A 24411-nucleotide genomic window follows, 5' to 3' on the forward strand; every position below is an offset into this window, starting at 1 on the left:
CTCGTGCTGCGCTGGGCCGCCTTTCCCGTCCTGATCGCCGCAGCGGCGTTCGCGGGCTGGTGGGGTCCGGCGCGCTGGACGCTGCTGCTGTGGATCCCGCTGCTCCTCGTCGCATTCTATGATGCGGTGCAGCGCCGGCATTCGCTGCGCCGCAACTTCCCCCTGATTGCGCGCATCCGCTGGCTGTTCGAAGCGCTCCGGCCGTTCCTCTACGCCTATGTCGTCGAAAGCCCGCTCGAGGGCCGGCCGTTCGCGCGCAGCGAACGCGACCTCATTTACGCCCGTGCCAAGGGCGATCTCGATGCGCATCCGTTCGGCACCGAACTCGACGTCTATTCGGACGAATATGAGTGGATGAGCCACAGCATCGCCCCGGCAATGGAAAGCGACCGCACGCAGCGCGTGGCGGTTGGCGGATCACAATGCACCCGGCCCTATGCGGCGGCCCTGCTCAACATTTCGGCGATGAGTTTCGGGTCGCTGGGCGCGAAAGCCATCGAGGCGCTCAACCTCGGCGCGAAGCTCGGCGATTTCTACCATGATACGGGCGAAGGGGGGCTCAGCCCCTATCATCGCCTGCACGGCGGCGACATCGTCTGGGAACTGGGCAGCGGCTACTTCGGCTGCCGCGACGATGCCGGGCGCTTCGACCCGGTGCGTTTCCAGGAGGTCGCGCAGGCCGATCAGGTCCGGATGATCGAGATCAAGCTGAGCCAGGGCGCCAAGCCCGGCCACGGCGGCGTGCTGCCCGGACCCAAGGTCAGCGCCGAAATCGCCGCGACGCGCGGCGTGATCGAAGGCCATGACTGCATCTCGCCCGCCGCGCATTCGGCCTTTGCGACGCCGGTCGAGCTGGTCGAATGGGCCGCACGGCTGCGCGAACTGTCGGGCGGTAAGCCGGTCGGCATCAAATTGTGCGTCGGGCAGCCGCACGAGATTTATGCCGTCATGAAGGCGATGATCGAAACCGGCATCCGGCTCGACTATATCGTCGTCGACGGCGCCGAAGGCGGGACGGGCGCGGCACCGGTCGAATTTTCGAACAGCCTCGGCATGCCCTTGCGCGAGGGACTGATCTTCGTGCGCAACGCGCTTGTCGGTTGCGGGCTCAAGGAAGAGGTGCGGCTCGCCGCGTCGGGCAAGGTCCATTCGGGTGCGGGCCTCGCGGTCAATTGCGCGCTCGGCGCCGACTGGTCGAACGCCGCGCGCGCCTTCATGTTCTCGCTCGGCTGCGTCCAGTCGCTGAAATGCCATACCGACGAATGCCCGACCGGGGTCGCAACGCAGGATCCGGGCCGCCAACGCGGGCTGGTGGTCGAGGACAAGGCGGCGCGCGTCCGCCGCTTCCAGGCCGCGACGGTGTCGGCGCTGTGGGATATTACCGCGGCGATGGGACTCGACACGCCTTGGCAAATCCAGCCGCATCACCTGAGCGAACGGCTCAACTCGGCGCGATCGGATTCGATCGACCGCATCTATAATTTCTATCCGCGCGGTGTGCTGCTCGACGATCCCGATTCGGTGCGCAGCGCTCGCTACTGGAAGATGGCGCGCGCCGGCAGCTTCCGGGCGGCGCTCTAGATCAGGCTGAGTTCGGCGAGCTCGCGGTAGAGTTCGGGCGGCAGGTCGGAAAGTCCATCGCCAGCATCGACCCCTTTCGGCGCATCGCTGTCGGCGAGATAGCGCCAGCCCTGATGCGCCCGTTTCGGCTGCGGATGGATCCGTTCCAGCTCGGCGACGCAAACGATATCGACCCGACCGTCGCTGCGGTCCTCGAAACGCAAGATCGCGACGCGCGCGACCAGCGTATGTTTGACGATGAAATGCAGCTTGCCGCCGATCAGTTCGTCGGCGCGCTTGGGTTTGAAGCGCGTCGTAAAACGGATCTCGCCATCTTGCGCATAATTGGCGATCCGCGCTTGCAACGCAGGATAGTCGGCACAGCCGACGGCAACGCGGGTCATGTGAAGCCGGGACACGATTGTCACATGGGTAGCCGACAAGAAAAAAGCCAGCCCCTCACGGAGCCGGCTCTTTCATTTCAGGCTGAAGACGATCAACCGAACAGCGTTCCGATCCCGACGCCGGGATCGACCCAGCCTTCGTAGATCATCTTGACCGCGACATAGAGGATCACGGCAAGGCCGATGTAGGCGATCCAGCGGTACCGCTCGATATATTTGGCGATGATGTTGGCCGCGACGCCCATCAGCGCAACGGCGACGATCAGGCCGACGATCATGATGCCGGGGTGGTCGCGCGCCGCGCCGGCGACCGCGAGCACATTGTCGAGGCTCATGCTGACATCGGCGACGGCAACCGCCCAGGCGGCGGCGGCAAAGCTCTTGGCCGGTTTCAGGCCCGAATGTTCGTCGCCTTCGACCTCGGGCGAACCCGCCGAGTGGGCGCCTTCGCGCAGTTCGCGCCACATCTTCCACGCCACCCAGACGAGCAGCAGGCCGCCGACGAAGATCAGCCCGACAATGCCCATCAGCTGCTGGACGACCAGCGCGAACGCCACCCGCAGTACCAGCGCCGCGAGCACACCGATGACGATGACCTTGCGCCGTTGGTCGGCAGGCAATCCCGCGGCCAGCGCGCCGACGACGATCGCATTGTCGCCCGCCAGCACGATGTCGATCATCAGCACCTGCAGAAACGCCGACATCGCGGCCGGCGAACCGATATTACTGAAATCATTGACGATATGCTGCCACATTTCGCCGGGCGAACCGAAACTCGGCGCAGCAGAAGCCGCGTGGGTCAAAAATTCCAATATCACAGCGGATCTCCGAAATAGCCGACCTCTGGCATAGGGTCATAAAAGTGATGCAGCAATGCCCGCCACTGCCGGTAACGATCCGATTGCCGGAAGCCATCCCGATGATCTTCGACCGACCGCCACTTCACCAGCAGCAGATAGGCCTGTCCGGTTGCCACCGGGCGACGGATTTCAAGCGAGATAAAGCCCGGCGACGCTTCGATCAGCGGCCGTGCATCGGCCATCGCCGCCTCGAACCCGGCTTCGCATCCGGCACGCACCGGAAGCAATGCGTGTTCGAGGACGGCCATGAAGCAGGCTTACTGGTTCATGCTGTCGAAGAAATCCTCGTTGGTCTTCGAATCCTTGATCTTGTCGAGCAGGAATTCCATCGCGTCGACGGTGCCCATCTGCATGAGGATACGGCGCAGCACCCACATTTTCGACAGCTTGTCCTTCTCGACGAGCAGCTCTTCCTTGCGGGTGCCCGACTTGCCGACGTCGAGCGACGGGAAGATGCGCTTGTCGGCGACCTTGCGGTCGAGAACGATTTCCGAGTTACCGGTGCCCTTGAATTCTTCGAAGATCACCTCGTCCATGCGGCTGCCGGTATCGATCAGCGCGGTCGCGATGATCGAGAGCGAACCGCCCTCCTCGATGTTGCGCGCGGCGCCGAAGAAGCGCTTCGGGCGCTGGAGCGCGTTGGCATCGACACCACCGGTCAGCACCTTGCCCGACGAGGGAACGACAGTGTTGTAGGCGCGGCCGAGGCGGGTGATCGAGTCGAGCAGGATGACGACATCCTTCTTGTGCTCGACGAGGCGCTTCGCCTTTTCGATCACCATTTCGGCGACCTGGACGTGGCGCGTCGCGGGTTCGTCGAAGGTCGAGGAGACGACTTCGCCGTTCACGCTGCGCTGCATGTCGGTGACTTCCTCGGGGCGTTCGTCGACGAGGAGGACGATGAGGTAAACCTCGGGATGATTGTCGGTGATCGCCTTGGCGATATTCTGCAGCAACACCGTCTTACCGGTGCGCGGCGGCGCGACGATCAGCGCGCGCTGGCCCTTGCCCTGCGGGCTGACGAGGTCGATGACGCGCGCCGACTTGTCCTTCACCGTCGGGTCGACCGTGTCGAGCGACAGCTTCTGGTTCGGATAGAGCGGGGTGAGGTTGTCGAAATTGACGCGGTGGCGGACCGCTTCGGGGTCGTCGAAATTGACCTTGATCAGCTTGGTCAGCGCGAAGTAGCGTTCGCCGTCGCGCGGGGCGCGGATCTCGCCTTCGACCGTATCGCCGGTGCGCAGGCCATATTTGCGGACCTGGTTCGGCGAGACATAGATGTCATCGGGGCCGGCGAGATAATTGGCGTCCGACGAGCGCAGGAAACCGAACGAGTCCGGGAGAACCTCGATCGTGCCCGACCCGATGATTTCCTCGCCCTCTTCGGCGAGTTCTTTCAGGATCGAGAACATCAGGTCCTGCTTGCGCAAGGTCGATGCGCCCTCGACGCCCAGTTCTTCCGCCATTTCGACGAGCTGGGCGGGCGCTTTGGTTTTGAGTTCTTTAAGATGCATTGGATGGATTCCAGATAGGTATTCGGGAGAAAAATCAGACGTAATCTTGTTGCACCGCTGGGGTGCCTATCCGGCCGTGGGACGACCGTTTCGATAGCATCGGCGCGGCAAGCGCGCCGCCCGCATGGAACGGGGTTGAATCGCCCCTATAACCGGCCCGGGATCAAGTCAATCGGGCTGAGCCGGGGCGAATATTGGTCAGGGGCGCACGACGACGAGGATGACGATGATCGCCGCGGCAACGCCGGGCACTTCGTTGAGCATCCTCAATTGCTTCTCGGTCAGCGGCCGCTCGCCCTTTTGGAGCTTCTTGAAATAGCCGATCATCCAGCCGTGATAGCCCGACAGGGCGATCACGAGCAGCAGCTTGGCGATGAACCAGCCCTCGCGCCAGTAATTGCCGTTGAACGCGAGCAGCAGGCCGAGGATCCACACGATCACCAGCGACGGGCCGAGGATGATCCGCCGCAACCGGTCCTCGCGCTCGATCCACTTCTTGTCCTCGTCAGAACCGACGGGGGCCTGATGATGATAGACGAAGAAGCGCGGCATCATGAACAGGCCGGCCATCAGAAAGATCACGAAGATGATATGCGCGGCTTTGATCCAAAGCATCGTCGCCCCCAGAAATCCTGCCCAGTCTGCCATATTATCCGCCGCGAACGCGTTTGATCAGATGTTCGACATGGGCGATCGGCGTGTCGGGCACGATGCCATGGCCGAGATTGAAGATATGGGGGCGATCGGGGAAGGCCGCAAGGATGCGGTCGATCGCGCTATCGAGCGCCGCACCGCCCGCGACGAGCGCCAGCGGGTCGAGATTGCCCTGCACCGGCAGATGGGGCGGCAAGGCGGCATCGGCCCAGGCCGGATCGACGGTTTCGTCGAGGCCCACCGCATCGACCCCGGTCTCGCGCGCATAGGCGGCGAGTTTCCCGCCGGCGCCCTTCGGAAAACCGATCACCGGCGTATCGGGATGCAGCGCCTTCAGGCGGCGGACGATTTCGGCATTGGGTGCAATCACCCAGCGCTCATATTGCGCCGGCGACAGGCTGCCCGCCCAGCTGTCGAACAATTGCACCGCATCGACGCCATTCTCTATCTGTCCCGAAAGATAGGTGATCGACAAATCGACGATCGCATCGATGATCGCCTGAAACGCTTCGGGATCGCCGAAGGCCATGCGGCGCGCCGCCGCCTGATCCTTCGACCCCTGCCCCGCCACCATATAGGTCGCGACCGTCCACGGGCTTCCTGCGAAGCCGAGAAAGGTCGTCTCGGGCGGCAGCGCGGCGGCAACCCGCGCGACGGTCGCATAAACCGGATCAAGCCGCTGGTGGGCGGCGGCGAGTGACGTCAGGGCGCTGTCGACAAGCGGCGGCGCGAGCCGCGGCCCCTCGCCGGCCTCGAACCACAAATTCTGGCCGAGCGCATGCGGGATGACGAGAATGTCCGAAAAGAGGATCGAGCCGTCGAAACCGAAGCGCCGGATCGGCTGCAACGTCACTTCGGCGGCAGCTTCGGGATCGTAACAGAGTTCGAGGAAACCGCCCTTGGTTTCGCGAAGGGCGCGATATTCGGGAAGATAGCGTCCGGCTTGGCGCATCAGCCACAGGGGCGGACGCTCCTGCCGCGCTCCACGCAGCACTGCCAGCAAGCTCTTCGGTGACGCCTTCACGCGGCCCCTCTTTCTCTCTTCATATATATATTTAAAGATAATTGTGGTGGTTTGTAGGTCGGCGGACAACGCGGCTTTAGGCGGCGGCGCCCCTTTTGCCAACAGCTTGACTCTGCCCTGCATGGGTGAGGTCGCGGAGTCGCCGGCCGCTATCCTCCTAATTCACAGCCTGTGGATAAGAGTCGTCGCTTGTGGATAAGCGACGGAGCGGAATCGACACGGCGGGGGATGAATCCCGGCTGCCCAATTCATCCCTGCGCTTATGCCAAAACTTATCTACAGGGGGATATTTGTCGTTGCAGACCCGATCCGGGATTGCCTTTTTCCGCGGATTCCCGCCATGGTGGCGCGATGGGCCGACTTCATCTGCACCTCATATCCGATTCCACGGGCGAGACGCTCGAAAATATCGCCAAGGCAGCGATCGCCCAGTTCGACGATGTCGAGGTGGTGCGGCATTTCTGGCCGATGGTGCGCTCGGAATCGCATCTTGACCGGATCATGGCCGAAGTGCAGGCGAGCCCCGGCATGATCCTCTTCACGCTGGTCAACGGCGAGCTCCGCGTCAGTCTCGAACGCCGCGCCAGCGCGCTCAACCTGCCGACCGTCGCGGCGCTCGATGCGGTGACCGACGCACTGTCGCGGATGCTCGGGCAGGAAGCGAAAGCGCGGCCCGGCCGCCAGCATGCGCTCGATGCCGCCTATTTCGCGCGTGTCGAGGCGATCCAGTTCACTGTCGCGCACGACGACGGCATCGGCTGGGAGAATTGGGAACAGGCCGACATCGTCCTCGCCGGGGTCTCGCGTACCTCGAAGACGCCGACGAGCATCTATCTCGCCAATCGCGGATACAAGACCGCGAATATCCCGATCGTCCCCGAATCGCCGCCGCCGCAGGCGCTCTACCATCTCAAGCGGCCGATGGTCGTCGGGCTCACGACCGGACTCGACCGGCTGGTGCAGGTGCGCCGCAACCGGCTGCTCTCGCTCAACCAGGCGCCCGAGACGAGCTATGTCGACGACGAGCGCGTCAAGGCCGAGCTCGCCTATGCGCGGCGGATGTTTGCCGACAATGGCTGGCCGGTGATCGACGTGACGCGCCGCTCGATCGAGGAGACGGCGGCGGCGGTGATCAAGCTGGTCGAAGATCGCGGCGCCGCATGACCCAGCTTCTTCTCGCTTCGCAAAGCAGCGGCCGCGCCGCGATGCTCCGCGCCGCCGGGCTCGACTTCGAAACCACCGCGGCGCATGTCGACGAGGAAGCGCTCACCGCATCGTTGCTCGCCGCCGGCCAGACGCCGCGCAACATCGCCGACGCGCTTGCCGAGGCGAAGGCGGTCAAAATCTCGTCGCGCCTGCCCGGGGTGACCGTGATCGGGGCCGATTCGACGCTCGCGCTCGACGACGGTGCGATGCTGACCAAGCCCGAAAGCCCCGAAGACGCGGCCGGTCATCTCCGGCGCATGGCGGGTGCGCGCCACCGGCTGTTCAGCGCCGCCGTTGCCGCGCGCGACGGGGCGCCGGTGTGGCGCGCGATCGGCGAAGCGAAGCTGTGGATGCGACCCTTGTCGGAGGCCTTCATCGCCGACTATGTCGCGCGCGAATGGGACAGCATCCGCTGGACCGTCGGATGCTATGAAATCGAGGGAGCGGGCGTGACGTTGTTCGATCGGGTCGAAGGCGATCCCTGGACCATCATCGGCATGCCGATGCTGCCCTTGCTGGCGTGGCTGCGCGCGACGGGATTGGCGCCGTCATGAGCAAGCCTTATGCCGAAGTGATCGGCGATCCGATCGCGCATTCGAAATCGCCGCTTATCCATAATTTCTGGTTAGATGTGCTGGGAATTCCCGGAGACTATCGGCGCTTTCATGTACTAGCCGATGAGCTTCCCGACTATATTGCTGGAGCTTGTGCTGACGCTGATTGGCGCGGCTGCAACGTCACCATACCGCACAAGGTTGCGGTGATGGATTTGGTCGACGATCCCGGCAACATCCGTGGCACGATTGGCGCGATGAACACGATTGTGCGTCAGCCCGACGGGTCGGTCATTGGCACCAACACCGACGCGGCGGGTTTCTATGCGCCGCTCGCCGAACTTGACCTCGAAGGCGCGCCGGTGGCCGTCGTCGGCGCCGGTGGGGCGGCGCGCGCGGTGCTGTTCGCGCTTGCCCGCGCGAAGGTCGGTCATGTCACGATCCTCAATCGCAGCCCGCTGAAAGCCATGGGCCTGCTCGCGACCTTCGGGCTCAAGGGCGATGTCGTCGGTCTCGACGCCGCGCTGCCGCCGGTATCGCTGCTCGTCAATTCGAGCAGCCTCGGCATGACCGGACAGCCGCCGCTCGACCTCGACCTGTCGCCGCTGCCCGGGGAAGCGATCGTCTACGACCTCGTCTATTCGCCGCTGCAAACCGGCCTGCTGAAGGCGGCCGAAGCGCGCGGGCTCGATAGCGTCGACGGGCTCGACATGCTGATCGGCCAGGCGGCGCTGGCGTTCGAATTGTTCTTCGGCGCGCCGCCGCCCGAAGGCCGCGATGACGAGCTTCGCGCCTTGCTGGTCGCAGCATGACGCATCGCCCGCGCCCCGGTTCGCGGCTCCGCCGTCCTTTCGTCCTCGGCCTCACCGGCTCGATCGGCATGGGCAAGTCGACCGCGGCGGCGATGTTCGAACGCGAAGGCGTGCCGGTGTTCGACGCCGATGCCGAGGTGCACCGGTTGCAGGGGCCCGGCGGCGATCTCGTCGCGGCGATCGAGGCGCGCTTTCCCGGCACCACCGGGCCGGGCGGCGTCGACCGGCAAAAGCTCGGCGGCCGGGTGCTCGGCAACACGCACGAACTCGCGGCGCTGGAGGCGATCGTCCATCCGGCGGTCGGCAAGGCGCAGCGGCGATTCCTGACGAAGCACCGCGCGCGCGACGTCGTCGTGCTCGACATCCCGCTGCTGTTCGAAAAGGGCGGCTGGCGCAGGGTCGGCGCGATCGCGGTGGTGTCGGCGCCGGCGTGGATGCAAAGAAAGCGCGTCATGCGCCGTCCGGGCATGACTGCGGCGAAGCTCAAGGCGATTCGCCGCCTGCAGGTGCCCGACCGCGTCAAACGATCGCGCGCCGATTTCATCATCGAAACGGGCCGTCCCAAAAGCGAGACACACCGCCAGATTCGCTTCATCGCCTCTTGTTTCCGCGCCCGATAGGGTCCAGATTGAGGCTTCGATGCGAGAGATTATCTTCGATACCGAAACCACGGGGTTCGATCCCAAAACCGGGGACAGGCTGGTCGAAATCGGGTGCATCGAACTGGTCGACCGCCGTGAGACGGGCCAGAGCTTCCACGCCTATTTCAATCCCGAACGCGACATGCCCGCGGCCGCCGAAGCGGTGCACGGCCTGTCGATCCAGTTCCTGTCCGACAAGCCGCTGTTCGCGAGCCGCGTCGACGAGCTGCTCGAATTTCTCGGCGACGCGCCGCTGATCGCGCACAATGCCGTGTTCGACTTCGGGTTCGTCAACGCCGAACTGGCGCGCGCCGGCCGGCCGGCGCTCGACATGGCGCGTATGTGCTGCACGGTCCAGATGGCGCGGAAACTCCACCCCGGTGCGAAGCACAGCCTCGATGCGCTCTGTACGCGCTACGGCATCGATCGCAGCCACCGCGTCAAGCACGGCGCCTTGCTCGACGCCGAACTACTCGCGCATCTTTACATCGAAATGACCGGCGGGCGGCAGATCGGGCTCGGGTTGGCCGCCTCGCCTGCCGCTGTCCCGGTCGCTGCGACTGCCGCCGCCGCCCCGCGCACCGGCGCGCGTCCGTTTCGCGAACCCCGCCCCCATGTCGCATCGGCCGCCGAACTCGCGCGCCATGCCGAATTTGTCGCAGGGCTGAACCAGCCGCTGTGGCTCGATACGGTGTGATGACTTCTCCCTGATGTCATCGCGCCGGCCATAGAAGGAGAAGAAAAATGGAAATCCGCGTCTCTGGCCACCAGATCGAAACCGGCGAAGCGCTCCAGGCGCATGTGTCTGACCGGATGAACGCGATTGCCGACAAATATTTCTCGCGCGCGATCGGGGCGCACGCGACGTTCGGGAAAGGGCCGCACGACAGTTTCCAGTGCGATATCGTCGCGCATGTGATGCAGGGCCTCGTGCTCAAGGGCCACGGCCAGGCGCAGGACGCGCACGTCGCGTTCGAGGGTGCCGCCGAGCGCATCGAAAAGCAGCTCCGCCGCTATATGCGACGGTTGAAGGATCATAATGGCGCGGGCCACCCGTCGCCGACGATCGACGAGATCGAGGATAATGCGAGCTATATCGTCTTCGACGGCGGCGGTGAGGAAGACGATGCCGGCGACGCGCCGGCGATCATCGCCGAAACGCGCGTCGACATCCCGACCAGCAGCGTGTCCGATGCGGTGATGATGCTCGACCTGCGCGACACCAATGCGCTGCTTTTCGTCAACAGCAAGACGGGCTCGCACAACATGGTCTATCGCCGTCGCGACGGGACGATCGGATGGGTCGAACCGCAATAGGGCTGGATTTTCTCTGCCAACCGGCATAAGGGCCGCGCCCATCAACGCCCTATGCCGCTTTGGCTGGGTTCCGGCACGACCGATCCGCGATAGATTGCCCCCAAGCTGAATCCGGGCGGCAATCCCGGCGGCAATATAGATTTGACCAGAGCGATGAACCTGTCTTCCCTTCTTTACCCCGCGACCGTGCGTGCGCATGTACAGCTCGATTCGAAAAAGGCGCTTTTCCCCTTTCTCGGCGATCTCGCGAGCCGCTCGCTCGGCCTCGATGCCGGCGAAGTCAGCGAAGCGCTCCTCGAACGCGAACGACTCGGCTCGACCGGCTTCGGTCGCGGCATTGCGCTGCCGCACGCCAAGATGGCCGACCTGTCGGGCGTCCGCGGCCTGTTCCTGCAACTTGCGCGCCCGATCGATTTCCAGGCGGTCGACGGCTTGCCCGTCGACCTGCTGTTCGTGCTGCTGTCGCCGCTCGATGCCGGCGCCGACCATCTGAAGGCGCTCGCGGGCGTGTCGCGGATGCTCCGCAACGACAGCATCGCCGACCGGCTGCGCGGCGCGAAAAGCGACGAGGCGCTTTATGCCTTGCTCGCCGACGGCGAAACGCGTGACGCGGCGTAGACTGGTCCACTGACGTGGATACGGCACCGGCCCGCTCCCCCACCCGGCCTCCCCTAGGATACTACGATAGGGAGGCCGGGTGGGGGAGCGGGCCGGTGCCGTATCGTTTCAGCGAAGCTGAAACGGAGCACAGACTCCTATGACGCGGCTTACCAGCCGCTTTCTCGTCGACCTGCTCTTGCGGCAGACCGAAGCCGCCGGTGGCTTCGCCGCGATTCTCGCGCGCGGCGACGAAACCTCGGGCGTCATCCTCATCCAGTGTAGCGATCGTGGACGCGCCGGGCCCTTGCTCGAGCGGCGTTTTTCGCCGTCCGGCTATGTGTGGGAGGCAGTGGGGCCGGCCGATGACAGCGATGGTGAATCGCGCGAAAACTATCAAAAACGGCGGCGAAAGGCCGATCCCGATCTGTGGCTGGTCGAACTGGATATCGCAGATGCGCCACAACTCGTCGCGGAGTGGGCCGCGTTAACTTGACTCTGTTGCGCCGCAACATAGGTGGCGCGCATTCGATAACGCGTAGGTCGTTCCGCGGGTTGCACTGCCTTTTGCATTGCCCCGGAAAAACGGTTCGGACACGCAGTCGGACGATGACCGACAGGCGATAGCCGGACAATAGTCCCCCGCCTGTGTTGAGAGGTTCGGTTCATCGGCCGCACTTTTGACGGACACTATGAGTCGCATTCTGAACGTAGCCAGCGTGGCTGCCGTCGGCATGACTGCCGCCACCATGCTGCTTCTGGCGGAACCCGGTTTCGCCAGCGACCTGGCCGCAGAGGCCAACCTCCCCGCGATCAGCCTGCCGGGCATCGATGTGCCCGCCACGGCCGAAACGGCGGATCTGTCGGCCGCAAGCGAAGAGCTGGCCGCACAAGACAGCGATCACGAGGACGATCAGACCGTTGCCGCGCCGAAGCAGGCGCCGGTGACCGCCGAATCGCTCGCCGCGCTCGTCGACGCGACGCCGAATCCTGCCACCATCGATCCCGAACTGCGCTGCCTTGCCGGCGCGGTCTATTTCGAATCGCGCGGCGAATCGCTCGTCGGCCAGCTCGCGGTCGCGCATGTCGTGATCAACCGCGCCAAATCCGGCCGCTTCCCCACCAGCCTGTGCGGCGTCGTCCATCAGAAAAGCCAGTTCAGCTTCGTGCGCGGCGGCAAGATGCCCGCCGTCCGCAATGCCGCGCAGTGGGACAATGCGGTCGCGATCGCCCAGATCGCCCGCGACGGCAGCTGGAAGAACAACGCGCCGGGCGCGCTCTTCTTCCATGCCCGCCACGTCTCGCCGGGTTGGCGCAAGACGCGCATCGCGCAGATCGACAACCATATCTTCTATCGCTGAGGCGATTCGCTCCTCCCTGCGGTAAAGCCGTGGGGAGGAAGCCCCGCATCCCGTTCATTGCCAGGCCATCTATTTGGGCGCATGACGTGCGGATGAAGCTTCATCTTTCTGCCGCCATGCTTTCGGCCATGGCGCTCACGCTCGGCGGCTGCGCGACGGCCGTGCCGCCGGTCGAAGTCACCCGATTCCATTCGGCTGCCCCGACTGGCTGGGCGGCGGGGACGCATTATGTCGTCGACACCGTACCGCTCGGCGATGCAGCGGCGCCAGATGGAGTTGGGGTCGGCGCGAGCGGGCCGTCGCTCGAATGGGACAGCTACCGTGCCGCAGTCGAACGCCAGTTGCAGCTTCAGGGCTTCGTTCCCGCCGAAAATGGCGCCCGCGCGCCGCTCAAGGTGCGGATCGGTTTCGACCGCGCCGACCGCAACGCCGGGGTCGGCAAACGCTCGCCGGTGTCGGTCGGTGTCGGCGGTTCGACCGGCAGCTACGGTTCGGGGGTCGGGCTCGGCATCGGAATCAACCTCGGCGGCGGCGGCTCGAAATGGATGCTCGACCTGCAGCTTGCGGTGCGCATCGACGATGCCGCGACCGGGCAGGCGTTGTGGGAAGGCCGCGCGCTGACCGCCGTGTCGGCGAAAGCGCCGGCGGCACAGCCGTCGCTCGCGGCGGCGAAATTGGCCGATGCCCTATTCAAAGGCTTCCCCGGCGAATCGGGACGCACTATCACGGTCAAATGACCATCACCATCAACGCCGCTTTCGACAGCGGCAATATCGTCGTGGATGCCATCGACGGCACGTCCGCCCGTCTGTCGATCCGCAAGGACCGCGATTCGGATTTCTTCCAGTGGTTCCACTTCCGCGTCGGCTGCGCGGTCGGCGATGCGCTCGAGCTGGCGATCGCCGGTCTCGCCGATTCGGCCTATCCCGACGGCTGGCCGGGTTATGCTGCCTGCGCCAGCTATGACCGCGAAAACTGGTTCCGCCTCGATACGGGTTATGATGCGGACACGCTGACGATCCGCCACACCGCCGAAAGCCAGATCATCTGGATCGCCTATTTCGCGCCCTATTCGATGGAACGGCACCACGACCTCGTCGCTTCGGTCGCCGAATGCGAGGGCGTGACCTATCGCTGCCTCGGCACCAGCCTCGAAGGCCAGCCGATCGACTGTCTCGAACTCGGCACCGGCGACACGCAGGTCTGGCTCTATGCGCGCCAGCACCCGGGTGAGAGCATGGCCGAATGGTGGATGGAAGGCGCGCTCGAAAAGCTTACCGATCCGGCCGATCCGCAGGCGCGTTCGCTGCGGCAGAAATGCCGCTTCCACATCGTCCCGAACATGAATCCCGACGGCTCGCGCCGCGGGCATTTGCGCACCAACTATGCGGGCGTGAACCTCAACCGCGAATGGGATAATCCGACCGCCGAACGCAGTCCGGAGGTCTTGTGCGTGCGCAGCGCGATGGACGAAAGCGGCGTCGACTGGGCGATGGACGTCCATGGCGATGAAGCGATCCCGGCGGTCTTCCTCGCGGGGTTCGAGGGCATCCCGTCGCTGAAGCCCGGGCAGATGGAAAAATACAAGGCGTTCCAGACCGCGCTCGCGGCGAATACGCCCGATTTCCAGGTCGAGCTCGGTTATGTCGAATCGGCACCCGGTCAGGCGAATCTCGCCATGTCGACGACGCAGCTCGCCGAACGCTTCGGCGCGGTGACGATGACGCTCGAAATGCCGTTCAAGGACAATCGCGACCTGCCCGACCCGGTCGCCGGCTGGTCGCCCGAGCGCTCGAAGCTGCTCGCGCACGCCTGTCTCGCGACGCTGGACCAGATGCTGTGAGCGGGCAAGCGGACGGGGCCTGGCGGATCGTCGAAGACGATCTGTCGGGCGCCCCGATCCGCGCGTTGCTCGAACAGCATTTTGCGGGCATGCTCGCCAGTTCGCCGGCGGGGAGCTGTCATTTCCTCGATTTCGAGGGACTGCGCGCCGGGGGCGTAACCTTCTGGTCGATCCACCGCGACGGCGAGCTTGCCGGATGCGGCGCGCTCAAGCAACTCGATGCCGGTCATGGCGAAATCAAGTCGATGCGCACCGCCGACGCCTTTTTGCGGCAGGGGGTCGCGGCACGGATGCTGGAACATGTCGTCGAAACGGCGCGGTCGCGGGGGCTCGCACGCCTGAGCCTCGAAACCGGATCGGGCCCGACGTTCGCGCCTGCGCTGGCGCTCTATGCGCGTCACGGCTTTGAAGAATGCGAACCCTTTGCCGACTATAAGCCCGATCCGTTCAGCCACTTCATGACGCGCGCGCTCTAGACAGCAAAACGGGGCCCGGAAGGGACTCCGGACCCCGTTCGAACGTCCCGCGGGACGTGGCGGCCGAAGGTGCGTTACGCGGCCTTCTTGCCGGGTTCGATCAGCGTGGCGGTGCCGCCGCCGATCGCGATCTTGTGCGGCTTCATCGCTTCGGGCACCTCGCGCACGAGGTCGATGGTGAGCAGCCCGTCGGCGAGGTCGGCGCTGCCGACGCGCACGAAATCGGCGAGCTGGAAGCGGCGCTCGAACGCGCGGGTCGCGATGCCGCTATAGAGCAGCTTGCGCTCCTCGCCTTCCGGGGCCGGTGCCTTGCGGCCGCTGACGCTGAGCATGTTCTGCTGCGCGGTGATGTCGATTTCGTCGGCCTTGAAGCCGGCGACCGCGACAGTGATCCGGAAATGGTCGTCGGCCACCTTTTCGATGTCGAACGGCGGATAATTTTCGGCGCCCGACCCACCGGTCTCGAGGAAATCGAACAACCGGTCGAAGCCGACGGTCGAACGGCGATAGGGGGTCCAGTCGAAGCTGTTACGCATGGTCATTCCTTCCTTGATAAGCGAAGTCACGGGACCGCGGCCGATGGCTGCGATCGCCACCCGGCCCCGTGTCGGCGGCCGGATGCGATCAATCTGGTAGCCCCTGAAACCATTTCAAGAGGGGCGTTGGCGTTCGGCGAAAAGCCGCGCTAAAGGGCGGCGACTCTCCTCCATCAGAAGGACCCGAAATGCCCCAGCTCATCCTCATCCGTCACGGCCAGTCGCAGTGGAATCTCGAAAACCGCTTCACCGGCTGGTGGGATGTCGACGTTACCGAAAAGGGTGCGGCCGAGGCATGGGCGGCGGGCGAACTGATGAAGGAAAAGGGCATCGCCCCCGACCTCGCCTTCACCTCGGTGCAGACGCGCGCGATCAAGACGCTCAACCTGGCGCTCGAGGCGATGGGGCGTTTGTGGCTGCCGGTGACCAAGGACTGGCGTCTCAACGAGCGCCATTATGGCGGCCTCACCGGCCTCGACAAGGCGGAGACGGCGGCGAAGCATGGCGACGAGCAGGTGAAGATCTGGCGCCGCAGCTTCGATATCCCGCCGCCGCCGCTCGATGCCGGCTCGCCCTATGAACTCGCCAGCGACCCGCGTTACGCCGGCATCGCGATCCCCTCGACCGAGAGCCTGAAGGATACGATCGCCCGCGTGCTGCCCTATTATGAAGCGGCGATCGTACCGCAGCTTGCGGCGGGCAAGACGGTGCTGATCTCGGCGCATGGCAACAGCCTGCGCGCGCTCGTCAAGCATCTGTCGGAGATTTCGGACGCCGACATCACCGGGCTCGAAATCCCGACCGGCCAGCCGATCGTCTATGATCTCGCCGACGATCTGAGCGCGAAGGAACGCTATTACCTCAGCGAACGCTGAGCGTTTCTTCCAATTACGTGGAAGGCGGCGCCGGCCCGCTCCCCCGCCCAACCTCCCATAGGGTACTATGGTCGGGAGGTTGGGCGGGGGAGCGGGCCGGCGCCGCCTCGTTTCGGCATAGCCGAAACGAAAATCAAAGCGCCCCACTCACGGTAAACTGGACCCCCTGCCCGAATTTGCGCCGGCGGTTTTCGACGAAGGCGACCGGGCCGTCGCGGCGATCGACGAATATCGTGCGGTCGAGCGCGTCGATCTGGTCGGCGAGGTTGCGGAACGATGCGCGGACCGTGAATCCGGCGACATTCTTGTGCTCGATATAGGCGGTCACGAAATGGTGGCGCCGATATTCGTCCTCGATCGAATCGAGCCGCAGGTTCGGGCTGTAGCGTTCGCGGAAATAGCCGGCGCCCCATGCCAGGTCGGTGCCCGGGACATCGTGGCGCAGGCTGAGGTCGATCACATGCTCCTGCCCGAAGCTCTGGTCGCGCCACCGGCCGTTCAGCGGGTCCCGCACGCGGTTGCGGCGCCAGGTGATATCGCTGTTGATCCGCGCGCCCTTCCACCCCAGCCGGTCGAGCAGCAGGGTCGCCTTCGAACTGACGCGATAGAGATGCGCGGGCGGCAAATTGCCGCGGCCTTCGGTCGTCGGCGACAGCGGGATCTGGTCGACGATATCCTCGGCATAGGCATAAGCGACGGCGAGCGAGGCGTTGCCCCACGCGCCCATGTCCTGCACGACCTCCAGCTCGGTACGGTTGAGGATCGGCGGCACGAGCCGGCCGTTGCCGCCATTGCCCTGCCCGTTCGCGACGTCGACCGAGCTCGCGAAATCGAGAAAATTGAGCTGGTCGACGCGGCGCTGGACGTGCCAGTTGACCGTCGTTTTCGGCGACAGTTTCCATGCGAGCGCGATCTTGCCCTTTGGCCGGACGAAGCGGCGCGTCAGGCCGTCGGGCCCCGACGAGGTGAGCTCGCTATATTCGGCACCGAGGTTGACCTGCGCGGTGAGGTTCGGCGCGAGCGAGCGCCCCCAGGTCAGCGAAGCCTCGCCGCGTTTCTCCTCGACCTTGGTCTGTTCGCCGCCGAAGATGACCGGTTGGAAGCTGCCATCGGGGCGGAGCGTTGCATATTCGGCGTCGACGTCGAGCGTGTTGTACGCGCCTTCGAGTGCGATCTGCCAGTCGGTGCCGCCCGCGGTGCGCCAGCCATATTCGCCGCGCAGGATCGCTTCGCCTTCGTCGGCGGTCTGCTTGAAACGTTCGCCGCTCCGCCCGCCGATTTCGCGATCGACGATGAAGGTATCGGCGAAGGGGCTATGTTCGAAACGATAGAGGCTGATCAGCTTGAGCCGGCCCTTGCCGAGGGCGAATTCATAATCGCCGCCGATGTCGAAATTATGCTCGTCCTCGCTGAACCGGAAATCCTCGTCGACCCGGCCGGCGCCGGGCTGGACCGAGGTGCCGCGCACCGCATCGTCGAGAATCTGCAACTGGCCGCCGAGGTTGAAATTCCACTTGTTGCCGTTGGCGGTGGTGCGGGACAGTGCCGCCGACAGACGCGGGCTGTCGAAATAGCTGTGCATATGCTCGTCGCGCGTGAACAGCAGCACGCCGTCGCCGTCGTAAACGCGTTCAGGCCCCCAGCCGCCCGCGCGCGTCGCCTCGTTTTTCAGGCTGAGCGTCAGGTCGGTGCCGCCGAGCTTGCCGCTGGTCGAAATTTCGCCATTGAACCAGTTGTCGCGGATGCGCGGCCGCAGTTCGGGTTGCCAGCGGACCGTCGTCTTGAAACCGCCCGCGCGTTTTCCCGCAACGAGGACGATATTGGCAACCTGCCCGCTGAGCCCCGGGACGCTCAGGCTCGCGCCGTCGACGATATCGATCCAGGCGACATCGCTGGCGGCGATGCGCGACAGCGCGGCGCGGGCGTCGGTCGTCTTGTTGGCGATCCGCTCGCCGCCGATCAGCACATTCTGGGTCGCCGCGCCGAGCCCGCGGTCGCCGCCGTTGGTCCCGGTGACGATCAGGAAGCCCGGTACCTTTTCGACCATGTCGAGCGCGGTGCGCGGAGCGAAGCGCCTGAAATCCTCGGGGGCATAACGCTGCGCGCGCCTGGCGTCGGTCGCGACGGCCGGTGCGGCATCCCCCGTCGCTTCCTGCGCAGCCGCGGGGGCGAACGGCCACAAGGCCGCAATGGCAAACGATGTTCTCCCGATACCGGCCGGCATGCTTCCCCCCTCGTGACGGCTGCCGAAACAGGACGGCGCCACAATCGCGAATAATTCGCAATAAACCCCGTCACGCGCCAATGTCTACCAATGCGCCGCAGTCTTCGACGAGTGGGACGAGCGCATGGCGTTCGCCCGACGAACGTCGGTCCGGAATGGACGCTCCCCTTCCGGTCTTTTCTTGCATCGTGCGGAATTCCCGACATTATTGCCCCAGCAATGGGGGTTATCATGCGCATTCCGGGTTCGATACTGCTTGCCGCCGTGCTGACGCACGGGGCAGCGATGGCAGAGGACGGGCAAATTCAGCGCGGGCCCGCGCCGGGGTGGGTCGTTCCGTCGGAACTGATGCCGGTTCCCGACGATGCCGACGGGCTGGTTTTCGTGCGGCGCCAGGACGCGCTGATCCATCTCGATGGCGAGGGGCAGGCGCAATATCTTGGCTACCGGATGCGACTTCTCCACCCGAATGCGTTGCAGGCCGGCAATATATCGATCGCGTGGAATCCGGCCTCGGGCCCGCCGATCGTGCATCTGGTCAAGGTCCACCGCGCGGGCGAGACGATCGACGTGCTCGAAAAGGCCTCGTTCGAAATCCTCCGCCGCGAGGATCAGCTCGAGGCCGCGAAACTCGACGGCATCTTGACCGCGGTGCTCCGCGTTCCCGACCTGCGCGTCGGCGACGAGCTGGAGGTGGGGTTGACCACCCGCGTCAGCGATCCGACGCTGGGCCATAACGATGCGGGGCTGCTGTTTCTGGGGCCAAGCCCGGCGCCCGGCCGCTATCGTCTGGGTCTGAGCTGGGACAAGGGGCTGAAACCCGGGATCAGGATGACGCCCGATATGGCGACCGCCGCGCGGACGAGTGACAGCGGCGTCGATTTTTCCTTCGACAATCCCCCGATGCTGGCCCCGCCGAAGGATGCGCCGGCCCGCTATCAATGGCAGCGGATCGTCGAGTTCACCGATTTTGCCGATTGGGCCGCGATATCGCGGCACTTCGCCCCGCTGTACACAAAGGCTGCGGCGATTCCCGACGGTTCGGTGCTGGTTGCCGAAGCCGGGCGTATCGCCGCGGCACATCCGCGTTCGTAGGACCGCGCGGCCGCCGCGCTCAAGCTGGTCCAGCAGGATGTCCGCTATATCTACGTCGGGCTCGGCAACGGCAATCTCACCCCGGCCACCGCCGAGGAGACATGGCAGCGCCGCTACGGCGACTGCAAGGGCAAGACCGTGCTTTTGCTGGGTCTGCTCGCCCGGCTCGGGATCGAAGCCGAAGCCGTGCTCGTCAACAACAGCGGCGCGGACGACGGCCTCGACGAGCGGCTGCCGAACGCCGGCATGTTCGATCATGTCCTCGTGCGGGCCCGCATCGATGGCAAGGTCTACTGGCTCGACGGCACGCTGCCGCCGGTCGTTCCGCCCGCTCTTTCCCCTGCCTTGCCCTATCGCTGGGTGCTGCCGTTGACCGCGCAAGGTGTAGCGATCCAGAATCTGCCATGGCGTCCGGCATCGCGGCCCGACGAAATCACGCTTGTCGAAATCGACGCGCGGGCGGGTTTCGACAAGCCGGCGCAAGTCACGAACACCACCATCGTCCGCGGCCTGACCGGGCTGCAGCAGCAGGTGCAGATGTCGGGTCTGACTCCTGACCAACTCCGCAATATCATGCGCCAGCAGCTCGTCGGCGAGACATGGCAGACGGTCGACGACGTCAAATGGCGCTATGACCAGAAAGCCGAAGCAAGCGTCATGACGATCCGCGGAACGTGGCAGGTCGACTGGGACGACGACGGGAACGGCGGCAAATCGCTGGCGCTGCCGGGCGGCGGTTTCAGCCCGCCCGAACGGCGCGTGCGGCCGGCGGACCAGAATCAGGACCTGCCCTATTATAACGCACCCGACTATGATTGCCGGGTGACGACGCTGCGGCTGCCGTCGACGACCGGCGCGTCGAACTGGACGTTCAAGTCGGGATACGACACGCATATTTTCGGCAGAAATTATTACCGGGCGTTCGACGTTCGCGACGGGGCGATCCGGATGATCCGCGGACTGCGCGTCGAACGCCAGGAAATCGACGCGGTCAGCGCGCGGCGGGACAATGCCCGGATTGCTGGCTTCGACAACAGCATGGCGTGGGTCTTCTACAATCCGGAAGGCGGCGGCACGCCCGATCCCCAGCGGAAGATGGTGCCCGCGACCTACGACATCGACTGGGCGGCCGATATCGTGCCCTGTGTTTCGGAGGCCGCCAAACCCTGACCGGGGGCGTCAGTCCCTCAGCAGCTCGTTGATACCGGTCTTGGCGCGCGTCTTGGCATCGACGCGCTTGACGATCACCGCGCAATAGAGCGACGGGCCGGGGCTGCCGTCGGGCAGCGGCTTGCCCGGCATCGCGCCCGGGACAACCACCGAATAGGCGGGCACTTCACCGATGAACACTTCGCCCGTCGCGCGGTCGACGATCTTGGTCGAGGCGCCGAGATAGACGCCCATCGACAGCACCGCGCCCTCGCGCACGATCACGCCTTCGGCAACCTCGGCACGCGCGCCGATGAAGGCGCCGTCCTCGATCACCACCGGGCCGGCCTGCAGCGGTTCGAGCACGCCGCCGATCCCGGCGCCGCCCGACAGATGGACGTTGGCGCCGATCTGTGCGCAGCTTCCGACCGTCGCCCAGGCGTCGACCATCGACCCCTCGCCGACATAGGCGCCGATGTTGACGAAGCTCGGCATCAATACCGCGCCCTTGCTGATAAAGGCGCCGCGGCGGACGATCGATCCGGGGACGGCGCGGAAACCGGCGGCGCGAAAGCGGTTCTCGCCCCAGCCGGCGAATTTCGAGGGGACCTTGTCCCACCAGTGCCCGCCGCCTGCGCTGCCCTCGATCAATTCCATGTCGTTGAGCCGGAACGACAGCAGCACGGCCTTCTTCAGCCACTGGTTGACCTGCCAGGTGCCGCCAGCATCGCGTTCGGCGACGCGGAAGCTGCCGTCGTCGAGTCCGGCGAGCGCGGTTTCGACCGCATCGCGCACGGCGCCCTGGGTCGTCAGGCCCAGCGTGTCGCGGTCCTCCCAAGCGGCTTCGATCGTCGTCTGCAGGTCGGTGCTCATGAAATTCCCCAAGGTTGCGGCAAATCGTCGAGCCAGTCGGCAATGTCGGTCGCGTGGAAATCGACATGGTCTGGCAGGTGGTCGCGATGGCCGCTTTCGCTGCCATTGTCCAGCCACACGGTGGTCATCCCCAGCAGCTTGGCGGGGGTCAGGTTGCGCGCCATATCCTCGACGAACAGGCTGTTCGCCGGATCGACGCCGAGGTGCGCGATCATCGCGGCATAAGCGGCCGGATCGGGCTTGGGCATATATTGCGTGATGCGGATGTCGCAGATGCCATCGAACAGGTCGGCAATCCCGCGCGCCTCCAGCACGCGCGCCGCATAATCGGCATCGGCGTTGGTGAAGATCAGCTTGCGGCCCGGCAGGCGCTCGAGTCCGGCACGCAGCCGCGTGTCGGGCGCGATGCGGTCGAGCGCGATGTCATGGACGTCGACGAGGAAATCTTCGGGGTCGACGCCGTGGTGGCGCATCAGCCCGGCCATCGTCGTACCATGGTCATGGAAATATTGCTTCTGCACCCGCCGCGCCTCGACCGCGTCGACGTCCAGCAGGCGCATGATGAAGGCACCCATGCGTTCGTCGATCAGGTCGAACAGCTTCGCCGACGGCGGATAGAGCGTGTTGTCGAGATCGAAGATCCAGCTGTCGATATGGTCGATGCGCGGGGCCATGGCGCGGCGCATAGTGGCCCGATGAGCCGGGGGCAAGCCGCACGGCCTTACCCCTCCGTCACCCCGGGCTTGACCCGGGGCCCGCCTTCCCCTTCAAAACAGGCAGACCCCGGTTCAAGTCCGGGGCAACGATACAGGGGGACGCCGAAATGAAACCGAGGATCTTCTTCCCGCTCGTGCTGCTCGGCAGCACGCTCGCCCTGCCTGCTGCCGCGCAAGCGACGCGCACGGTGATCCACGCTGGCCACCTGATCGCCGAACCGGGCAAGCCGGCAAAGGGCGCCGCGACGATCGTGGTCGAAGGCGGAAAGATCGTTTCGATTGCCGACGGACATCAGCCGGCCGAAGCCGGCGCCACGCTGATCGACCTCGGCGACAAATATGTCCTTCCCGGGCTGATCGACAGCCATGTCCATCTGACCAGCGACGCCGGCGGGATTGCCGGGCAGCTCGAGGATGTAACGCTCAGCCCTGCGGCGCAGGCGTTCAATGCCGAGGTCAACGGGATGAAGACGCTGCGTGCGGGTTTCACCACCGTCCGCAACCTCGGCGATGGCGACGGTGCGACGCTGGCGCTGCGCGACGCGATCCTCGCCGGCAAGGTGCGGGGGCCGCGGATCGTCGATGCGGGCGCGTCGATCTCGGGCAGCGCGGGGCATATGGACGGGTCGCTCGGCTATCGCGACGAGCTCCGGCCTTTCTTCGCCGGTGCCGGCAATACCTGCAACGGCGCCGACGACTGCCGCCGCGCGGTGCGGCTCCAGATCGGACGCGGCGCCGACGTGATCAAATTCGCTTCGACTGGCGGGGTCAACAGCCGCATCGGTGCGGGCCTCGGCAAGCAGATGTTCGACGACGAGGCGCAGGCGATCGTCGATACCGCGCATCTGTTCGGCAAGAAGGTCGCGGTGCACGCGCACGGCGCCGACGGCATCCGCCTCGCGCTTGCGGCCGGCGCCGATTCGATCGAGCATGGCACGATCCTCGACGAGGCGACGACCGCGGCGTGGGCGAAGTCGAAGGCCTATTATGTCCCGACGCTGTCGACGGTGAACGGTTACAAGGAACGCCTCGCCGCCAATCCGGGCGCCTATGAACCCGACGTGCTTGCGAAGATTCAGTGGCGCATCTCGATTACCGGCAAGAGCCTGCAGCAACTCGTCCCCAAGGGCGTGCGCATTGCCTTCGGTACCGATGCCGGCGTGTCGAAGCACGGCCGCAATGGCGACGAATTCGAACTGATGGTCCAGCACGGCATGACCCCGGTCGAGGCCTTGAAGGCCGCAACGGTGAACGCCGCCGACCTGCTCGGCCTGTCGGACCAGATCGGCACCATCGCGCCCGGCAAGAGCGCCGACATCATCGCCGTCGCAAGCGACCCGGTCGCCGATGTGCGCGTGCTCAAGCAGGTCGATTTCGTGATGGCGCGCGGCGAGGTGGTCGACTGACTAACCGGCAAGCGCCGTGCGCAGATGGAGCCACAACGGGAGTTTGGTGGCGTAGCCCATCGTATTCGCGGCGCTGCTCGACGGGAGGTCGAGCAGCGCGATGCCGCCGAGCGGCGGCAATTGCTTCCGTCCGATCGCCGCCGCCTTGCCGCCGTTGAAGGCGATCATGCCGAGGCCGGGCAGGGTGGCGACGAGCGCCGCGAGGTCGTGCGGCTCGGCTTCGCGGATCAGCGAATCGCTGCTCGTCTGCCGCCGGGCGGTCCGGATCACGTCCCACAGCCCCACCCTCGCCTTGCGGAGCGAGGCCAGCCGGTCGTCATAGGGCATCGCCGCGAGCGGCTGGCCCACGACCTCGCCGACCAGCCGCCAGAACTGGTTCGTCGGATGCGCATAATATTGCCGCTCGGCGAGCGACCGCGCGCCGGGCAGGCTGCCGAGGATCAGCAGCCTTGTGTCGGGATACACATGCGGTGCAAAGCTGGCGTGGCGGACGGCGGGCATGGCCCCCGATAGCCCGCCCGGACCGGCGCAACAATATTGCCCGCCTCTTGACCGCAGAGGGAATCGGGTCTAGGGGCCCGCTCGACCGAAAAGGGCGGTTTGCCGTCCCTTTCAGTTACAACAGCGCTTGAACATTGCTGGCGCGGATGGAGCCTCCGGAAGATCTTGTGGGTCTGCCGGGGTCTTTTGCTGTTATCAGGTCGGCCGTTTTCC

Annotated in this window: 28 protein-coding genes; 17 read left to right on the forward strand and 11 right to left on the reverse strand. The window is 65.4% G+C overall.

Annotated features, from left to right (window positions below; genetic code table 11):
- Positions 1 to 3: 3 nt before the first annotated feature.
- Positions 4 to 1581 (forward strand): FMN-binding glutamate synthase family protein, encoded by a 1578-nt coding sequence (locus tag LH19_RS23365; protein WP_054732094.1) that lies wholly within the window; start codon positions 4 to 6, stop codon positions 1579 to 1581.
- Here LH19_RS23365 and LH19_RS23370 read toward each other — a convergent pair.
- The 6 genes from LH19_RS23370 to hemE form a co-directional block, all read right to left on the reverse strand.
- Positions 1578 to 1979, reverse strand: a complete 402-nt coding sequence (locus LH19_RS23370; protein ID WP_054734203.1) for a DUF1489 family protein — start codon at positions 1977 to 1979, stop codon at positions 1578 to 1580. The genes LH19_RS23365 and LH19_RS23370 overlap by 4 nt on opposite strands.
- A gap of 77 nt (positions 1980 to 2056) precedes the next feature.
- A complete protein-coding gene (locus LH19_RS23375) occupies positions 2057 to 2719 on the reverse strand; it encodes a TerC family protein (protein WP_082396369.1) in 663 nt (220 codons plus the stop codon).
- A gap of 59 nt (positions 2720 to 2778) precedes the next feature.
- Positions 2779 to 3072, reverse strand: coding sequence for an antibiotic biosynthesis monooxygenase family protein (locus tag LH19_RS23380; RefSeq protein ID WP_054732096.1), 294 nt, complete (start codon positions 3070 to 3072; stop codon positions 2779 to 2781).
- A gap of 9 nt (positions 3073 to 3081) precedes the next feature.
- Complete coding sequence (rho, locus tag LH19_RS23385) at positions 3082 to 4338, reverse strand: transcription termination factor Rho (RefSeq protein ID WP_037557490.1); 1257 nt, start codon at positions 4336 to 4338, stop codon at positions 3082 to 3084.
- Between the two features lie 198 nt (positions 4339 to 4536).
- On the reverse strand, positions 4537 to 4986 hold the full coding sequence (locus LH19_RS23390) for a CopD family protein (protein WP_054732098.1): 450 nt from the start codon (positions 4984 to 4986) through the stop codon (positions 4537 to 4539).
- 1 nt (position 4987) lies between these two features.
- The gene (hemE, locus tag LH19_RS23395) at positions 4988 to 6016 is read right to left on the reverse strand and encodes a uroporphyrinogen decarboxylase (RefSeq protein WP_082396095.1); all 1029 of its coding nucleotides are present in this window, start codon (positions 6014 to 6016) and stop codon (positions 4988 to 4990) included.
- A 351-nt stretch (positions 6017 to 6367) separates the two neighbouring features.
- On the opposite strand from hemE, the gene LH19_RS23400 reads away from it, so the two are divergent.
- The 12 genes from LH19_RS23400 (at position 6368) to LH19_RS23455 (ending at position 14823) form a co-directional block, all read left to right on the forward strand.
- A complete protein-coding gene (locus tag LH19_RS23400) occupies positions 6368 to 7180 on the forward strand; it encodes a pyruvate, water dikinase regulatory protein (protein ID WP_054589669.1) in 813 nt (270 codons plus the stop codon).
- Positions 7177 to 7776: a Maf family protein gene (locus tag LH19_RS23405; RefSeq protein WP_054732100.1), complete on the forward strand. Its 600-nt coding sequence runs from the start codon at positions 7177 to 7179 to the stop codon at positions 7774 to 7776. The genes LH19_RS23400 and LH19_RS23405 overlap by 4 nt, the downstream gene beginning before the upstream one ends.
- Entirely contained in the window at positions 7773 to 8588 is an 816-nt protein-coding gene (gene aroE / locus LH19_RS23410; RefSeq protein ID WP_054734211.1) for a shikimate dehydrogenase, read from the forward strand. Before LH19_RS23405 ends, aroE begins: the two co-directional genes overlap by 4 nt.
- Positions 8585 to 9208, forward strand: a complete 624-nt coding sequence (coaE, locus tag LH19_RS23415; protein WP_054589670.1) for a dephospho-CoA kinase — start codon at positions 8585 to 8587, stop codon at positions 9206 to 9208. The genes aroE and coaE overlap by 4 nt, the downstream gene beginning before the upstream one ends.
- 19 nt (positions 9209 to 9227) lie before the next feature.
- Positions 9228 to 9926: a DNA polymerase III subunit epsilon gene (gene dnaQ / locus LH19_RS23420; protein ID WP_054732102.1), complete on the forward strand. Its 699-nt coding sequence runs from the start codon at positions 9228 to 9230 to the stop codon at positions 9924 to 9926.
- Positions 9927 to 9973: 47 nt separating this feature from the next.
- Positions 9974 to 10546 carry a ribosome hibernation-promoting factor, HPF/YfiA family gene (hpf, locus tag LH19_RS23425; RefSeq protein WP_054589672.1) on the forward strand — a complete coding sequence of 191 codons (573 nt, stop codon included), beginning with the start codon at positions 9974 to 9976 and terminating at the stop codon, positions 10544 to 10546.
- Positions 10547 to 10699: 153 nt separating this feature from the next.
- Entirely contained in the window at positions 10700 to 11164 is a 465-nt protein-coding gene (locus LH19_RS23430) for a PTS sugar transporter subunit IIA (RefSeq protein WP_054589673.1), read from the forward strand.
- Positions 11165 to 11303: 139 nt separating this feature from the next.
- Complete coding sequence (locus tag LH19_RS23435; protein ID WP_054732104.1) at positions 11304 to 11639, forward strand: DUF1491 family protein; 336 nt, start codon at positions 11304 to 11306, stop codon at positions 11637 to 11639.
- 196 nt (positions 11640 to 11835) lie between these two features.
- Positions 11836 to 12504: a cell wall hydrolase gene (locus tag LH19_RS23440; protein ID WP_054732107.1), complete on the forward strand. Its 669-nt coding sequence runs from the start codon at positions 11836 to 11838 to the stop codon at positions 12502 to 12504.
- Between the two features lie 92 nt (positions 12505 to 12596).
- Complete coding sequence (locus LH19_RS23445; protein WP_054732108.1) at positions 12597 to 13241, forward strand: DUF4136 domain-containing protein; 645 nt, start codon at positions 12597 to 12599, stop codon at positions 13239 to 13241.
- Positions 13238 to 14347: a M14 family metallopeptidase gene (locus LH19_RS23450; protein WP_054732110.1), complete on the forward strand. Its 1110-nt coding sequence runs from the start codon at positions 13238 to 13240 to the stop codon at positions 14345 to 14347. The genes LH19_RS23445 and LH19_RS23450 overlap by 4 nt, the downstream gene beginning before the upstream one ends.
- The gene (locus tag LH19_RS23455) at positions 14344 to 14823 is read left to right on the forward strand and encodes a GNAT family N-acetyltransferase (protein ID WP_054732112.1); all 480 of its coding nucleotides are present in this window, start codon (positions 14344 to 14346) and stop codon (positions 14821 to 14823) included. The genes LH19_RS23450 and LH19_RS23455 overlap by 4 nt, the downstream gene beginning before the upstream one ends.
- 74 nt (positions 14824 to 14897) lie before the next feature.
- Here LH19_RS23455 and LH19_RS23460 read toward each other — a convergent pair whose 3' ends face one another.
- The gene (locus LH19_RS23460; protein ID WP_201258395.1) at positions 14898 to 15359 is read right to left on the reverse strand and encodes an Hsp20 family protein; all 462 of its coding nucleotides are present in this window, start codon (positions 15357 to 15359) and stop codon (positions 14898 to 14900) included.
- A 188-nt stretch (positions 15360 to 15547) separates the two neighbouring features.
- Between LH19_RS23460 and gpmA the strand changes: the two genes are divergently transcribed.
- Complete coding sequence (gpmA, locus tag LH19_RS23465) at positions 15548 to 16234, forward strand: 2,3-diphosphoglycerate-dependent phosphoglycerate mutase (protein ID WP_054732114.1); 687 nt, start codon at positions 15548 to 15550, stop codon at positions 16232 to 16234.
- A gap of 133 nt (positions 16235 to 16367) precedes the next feature.
- Here gpmA and LH19_RS23470 read toward each other — a convergent pair whose 3' ends face one another.
- Positions 16368 to 18458, reverse strand: a complete 2091-nt coding sequence (locus LH19_RS23470; protein ID WP_145923581.1) for a TonB-dependent receptor — start codon at positions 18456 to 18458, stop codon at positions 16368 to 16370.
- A 231-nt stretch (positions 18459 to 18689) separates the two neighbouring features.
- On the opposite strand from LH19_RS23470, the gene LH19_RS29535 reads away from it, so the two are divergent.
- Both LH19_RS29535 and LH19_RS29540 read left to right on the forward strand, forming a co-directional pair.
- Positions 18690 to 19553 (forward strand): DUF3857 domain-containing protein, encoded by an 864-nt coding sequence (locus LH19_RS29535; protein ID WP_234716015.1) that lies wholly within the window; start codon positions 18690 to 18692, stop codon positions 19551 to 19553.
- A gap of 138 nt (positions 19554 to 19691) precedes the next feature.
- Positions 19692 to 20723 carry a hypothetical protein gene (locus tag LH19_RS29540; RefSeq protein ID WP_234716016.1) on the forward strand — a complete coding sequence of 344 codons (1032 nt, stop codon included), beginning with the start codon at positions 19692 to 19694 and terminating at the stop codon, positions 20721 to 20723.
- Between the two features lie 9 nt (positions 20724 to 20732).
- Here the strand turns inward: LH19_RS29540 and dapD are convergent, their stop codons facing one another.
- Both dapD and LH19_RS23485 read right to left on the reverse strand, forming a co-directional pair.
- Complete coding sequence (dapD, locus tag LH19_RS23480; RefSeq protein ID WP_054732117.1) at positions 20733 to 21575, reverse strand: 2,3,4,5-tetrahydropyridine-2,6-dicarboxylate N-succinyltransferase; 843 nt, start codon at positions 21573 to 21575, stop codon at positions 20733 to 20735.
- Positions 21572 to 22249 (reverse strand): pyrimidine 5'-nucleotidase, encoded by a 678-nt coding sequence (locus LH19_RS23485; RefSeq protein ID WP_054732119.1) that lies wholly within the window; start codon positions 22247 to 22249, stop codon positions 21572 to 21574. The genes dapD and LH19_RS23485 overlap by 4 nt, the downstream gene beginning before the upstream one ends.
- Positions 22250 to 22398: 149 nt before the next feature.
- Here LH19_RS23485 and LH19_RS23490 point away from each other — a divergent pair, with 149 nt between their 5' ends.
- Positions 22399 to 23697 (forward strand): metal-dependent hydrolase family protein, encoded by a 1299-nt coding sequence (locus LH19_RS23490; RefSeq protein ID WP_054732121.1) that lies wholly within the window; start codon positions 22399 to 22401, stop codon positions 23695 to 23697.
- On the opposite strand, the gene LH19_RS23495 is transcribed toward LH19_RS23490, so the two are convergent.
- Positions 23698 to 24198 (reverse strand): DNA-deoxyinosine glycosylase, encoded by a 501-nt coding sequence (locus LH19_RS23495; RefSeq protein WP_054732123.1) that lies wholly within the window; start codon positions 24196 to 24198, stop codon positions 23698 to 23700.
- Between the last annotated feature and the right edge of the window lie 213 nt (positions 24199 to 24411).

Source organism: Sphingopyxis macrogoltabida (genome assembly GCF_001314325.1).
GTDB lineage: Bacteria > Pseudomonadota > Alphaproteobacteria > Sphingomonadales > Sphingomonadaceae > Sphingopyxis > Sphingopyxis macrogoltabida.

Excerpts from the sequence above, each read along its gene's own strand:
- LH19_RS23460 (WP_201258395.1), bottom strand. The coding sequence starts at position 15,359 with ATGCGTAACAGCTTCGACTGGACCCCCTATCGCCGTTCGACCGTCGGC.
- LH19_RS23390 (WP_054732098.1), bottom strand. The coding sequence starts at position 4,986 with ATGGCAGACTGGGCAGGATTTCTGGGGGCGACGATGCTTTGGATCAAA.
- LH19_RS23430 (WP_054589673.1), top strand. The coding sequence starts at position 10,700 with ATGAACCTGTCTTCCCTTCTTTACCCCGCGACCGTGCGTGCGCATGTA.
- LH19_RS23445 (WP_054732108.1), top strand. The coding sequence starts at position 12,597 with ATGAAGCTTCATCTTTCTGCCGCCATGCTTTCGGCCATGGCGCTCACG.
- LH19_RS23470 (WP_145923581.1), bottom strand. The coding sequence starts at position 18,458 with ATGCCGGCCGGTATCGGGAGAACATCGTTTGCCATTGCGGCCTTGTGG.
- coaE (WP_054589670.1), top strand. The coding sequence starts at position 8,585 with ATGACGCATCGCCCGCGCCCCGGTTCGCGGCTCCGCCGTCCTTTCGTC.
- LH19_RS23440 (WP_054732107.1), top strand. The coding sequence starts at position 11,836 with ATGAGTCGCATTCTGAACGTAGCCAGCGTGGCTGCCGTCGGCATGACT.
- LH19_RS23450 (WP_054732110.1), top strand. The coding sequence starts at position 13,238 with ATGACCATCACCATCAACGCCGCTTTCGACAGCGGCAATATCGTCGTG.
- LH19_RS29535 (WP_234716015.1), top strand. The coding sequence starts at position 18,690 with ATGCGCATTCCGGGTTCGATACTGCTTGCCGCCGTGCTGACGCACGGG.
- LH19_RS23490 (WP_054732121.1), top strand. The coding sequence starts at position 22,399 with ATGAAACCGAGGATCTTCTTCCCGCTCGTGCTGCTCGGCAGCACGCTC.
- hpf (WP_054589672.1), top strand. The coding sequence starts at position 9,974 with ATGGAAATCCGCGTCTCTGGCCACCAGATCGAAACCGGCGAAGCGCTC.
- LH19_RS23375 (WP_082396369.1), bottom strand. The coding sequence starts at position 2,719 with ATGTGGCAGCATATCGTCAATGATTTCAGTAATATCGGTTCGCCGGCC.
- LH19_RS23400 (WP_054589669.1), top strand. The coding sequence starts at position 6,368 with ATGGGCCGACTTCATCTGCACCTCATATCCGATTCCACGGGCGAGACG.
- LH19_RS23435 (WP_054732104.1), top strand. The coding sequence starts at position 11,304 with ATGACGCGGCTTACCAGCCGCTTTCTCGTCGACCTGCTCTTGCGGCAG.
- dapD (WP_054732117.1), bottom strand. The coding sequence starts at position 21,575 with ATGAGCACCGACCTGCAGACGACGATCGAAGCCGCTTGGGAGGACCGC.
- rho (WP_037557490.1), bottom strand. The coding sequence starts at position 4,338 with ATGCATCTTAAAGAACTCAAAACCAAAGCGCCCGCCCAGCTCGTCGAA.
- gpmA (WP_054732114.1), top strand. The coding sequence starts at position 15,548 with ATGCCCCAGCTCATCCTCATCCGTCACGGCCAGTCGCAGTGGAATCTC.
- LH19_RS23485 (WP_054732119.1), bottom strand. The coding sequence starts at position 22,249 with ATGGCCCCGCGCATCGACCATATCGACAGCTGGATCTTCGATCTCGAC.
- LH19_RS23405 (WP_054732100.1), top strand. The coding sequence starts at position 7,177 with ATGACCCAGCTTCTTCTCGCTTCGCAAAGCAGCGGCCGCGCCGCGATG.
- LH19_RS23380 (WP_054732096.1), bottom strand. The coding sequence starts at position 3,072 with ATGGCCGTCCTCGAACACGCATTGCTTCCGGTGCGTGCCGGATGCGAA.
- dnaQ (WP_054732102.1), top strand. The coding sequence starts at position 9,228 with ATGCGAGAGATTATCTTCGATACCGAAACCACGGGGTTCGATCCCAAA.
- aroE (WP_054734211.1), top strand. The coding sequence starts at position 7,773 with ATGAGCAAGCCTTATGCCGAAGTGATCGGCGATCCGATCGCGCATTCG.
- LH19_RS23495 (WP_054732123.1), bottom strand. The coding sequence starts at position 24,198 with ATGCCCGCCGTCCGCCACGCCAGCTTTGCACCGCATGTGTATCCCGAC.